Source organism: Tepidimonas thermarum, from assembly GCF_007556705.1.
Classification (GTDB): domain Bacteria; phylum Pseudomonadota; class Gammaproteobacteria; order Burkholderiales; family Burkholderiaceae_C; genus Tepidimonas; species Tepidimonas thermarum.
Genome location: NZ_VJOL01000109.1, coordinates 1 through 1,559, shown reverse-complemented (window position 1 = coordinate 1,559; position 1,559 = coordinate 1). Strand labels below are relative to the sequence as shown.

Genomic DNA, 1,559 nt, shown 5'->3' with positions numbered 1-1,559 from the left:
GCGCCATCCAGTCCGTTCTCGAGCAAGATCGCATAAGCGGCTTCCAAGGGGTTGGTTTCGACTCGTATTGCCATGAGGGTTACACCCCTTTCTCGAAGTCATGGCGTCAGACCCACCCTCGCGCTGTCTGCTGGGCGGGGAGCGTAGGCGCGTAGCGCCGGAGATCCCCGCCCAGCAGACAACCGGCAAAATGGAATTTACAGAAAGAACGATACACAACTCAGCAGCGCCTCGCCTTCCAGCCTCACGCCGTGGGCCTGCACGCCCTTGGCGCTCAGGTAGGGATGCTCTGCGGTGGCCGGGGCTGCTGCCTGCCAGCGCCGGGCCGCCACCTGTGCGGCTTGCTGCTGGCGCTGCGCCGTGTCTGCATCGCGTTGCTGGCGCATGGCTTGCAGCTTGCGCCGGTAGGCTTCGCGCTCCGCCGGTGTCATGGCTTGCCGGGTCTTGCTGCACCATTGGCGCGTGAAGCCTTCGCGCCAGCAGCCGAAAGCGCCAGCCGGTACGCCGTCCAAGTGCAGCACGTACCATCCCGCATCGTCGCCGCGCTTGCCGTCGCTGGAAAAGCGGTGCAGCTTGCCATCGTGGATGATGCCATCCGGTGGCGTCAGGCCAGCGGCCAGGATGGCGGCCCGGAATTGTTTGGTGGGGTCTGCTGGGTGCAGGGCCAGCCCATGATCAAAGGCTTTGCCCGGTTGCTTCGCCGTGGGAAAATGCAAACCGTTGATCGCCCGGCCTGCCGTGGGGTTGCCGCCCCCGGCGGGCTTTTCTTCAAGGGTGGGGTTGATCGCCATTGCCCCCCCTCATACCGCCTGCAACAGTTCGGCCCGCTTGCTGTGCAGCCGCTTCACCAGTTCGCGGATTTCGTCGTCGGTTTTGCCCGCGATTCGCGCCGCGCACAATGCCCGCACCTCGTCATCCGGCCAGCCCACGGACCGCTGTCCAATGGGCACAGGCTTTGTCCAAAGCCCGGCGCGGATCAGGTTGTAAATGGATGCGTTGCTGCGGTAGCCCGCTTCCGCCTTGCAGGTGTCGATTCGCCAAATTGCCATACGTGCCCATCGTTAGCCGGCTTTGGTCGCCGTTGTTGCGATGGGTGAATGGTCGGTTTGGGTGAAGTGGTTTTGAAGCCTGTCAGCCGGTGCGCACTACAGTGCGCCGGCAATTCCTACGGTGTGCCGGCAGAACGTAGCTTTTTCCATTCGGCTACCCAGTTACGGGCTGTTCGCCATTTGATGGGCGCCACCTTCCCGGCAATCGCCTCAGCAGCCGCGTCCATGCTTTTGAACTGGCTCATGTTGGCGTCTAGCCAAGTAAAAACAAATTGCTTCATTGCACGGTTTTCAGCGTTGCTGGAGTAGGCACGAGCCACCTGTAGCGCTTTAGGGAAACACTGATTTATTCCCCTCCCGCCCCCTGCGCGGGAAGCCTGAGCGATTGTGCAACCTCTTTTCTGTAAATTTCCGGTTGGGTGGTCATGACAACCGGGTTACAGGTTGAAGTTGAGATAGACCTTGCCGGTCAGCCACTCGTCGTCGAGTTCGGCGAGCATTGCGGAAACC

Annotated in this window: 2 protein-coding genes; both read right to left on the bottom strand. The window is 61.8% G+C overall.

Going from position 1 to position 1,559, the window contains the following annotated elements:
* Positions 1–197: 197 nt before the first annotated feature.
* Positions 198–791, bottom strand: coding sequence for a primase/helicase family protein (locus Tther_RS13100; protein WP_143904566.1), 594 nt, complete (start codon positions 789–791; stop codon positions 198–200).
* Positions 792–800: 9 nt separating this feature from the next.
* Positions 801–1,049: a helix-turn-helix transcriptional regulator gene (locus tag Tther_RS13095; protein WP_143904564.1), complete on the bottom strand. Its 249-nt coding sequence runs from the start codon at positions 1,047–1,049 to the stop codon at positions 801–803.
* Positions 1,050–1,559: the final 510 nt, after the last annotated feature.

Bases quoted from the DNA above. Each gene is read 5' to 3' on its own strand.
- Tther_RS13095 (WP_143904564.1), bottom strand. From the start codon at position 1,049: ATGGCAATTTGGCGAATCGACACCTGCAAGGCGGAAGCGGGCTACCGC.
- Tther_RS13100 (WP_143904566.1), bottom strand. From the start codon at position 791: ATGGCGATCAACCCCACCCTTGAAGAAAAGCCCGCCGGGGGCGGCAAC.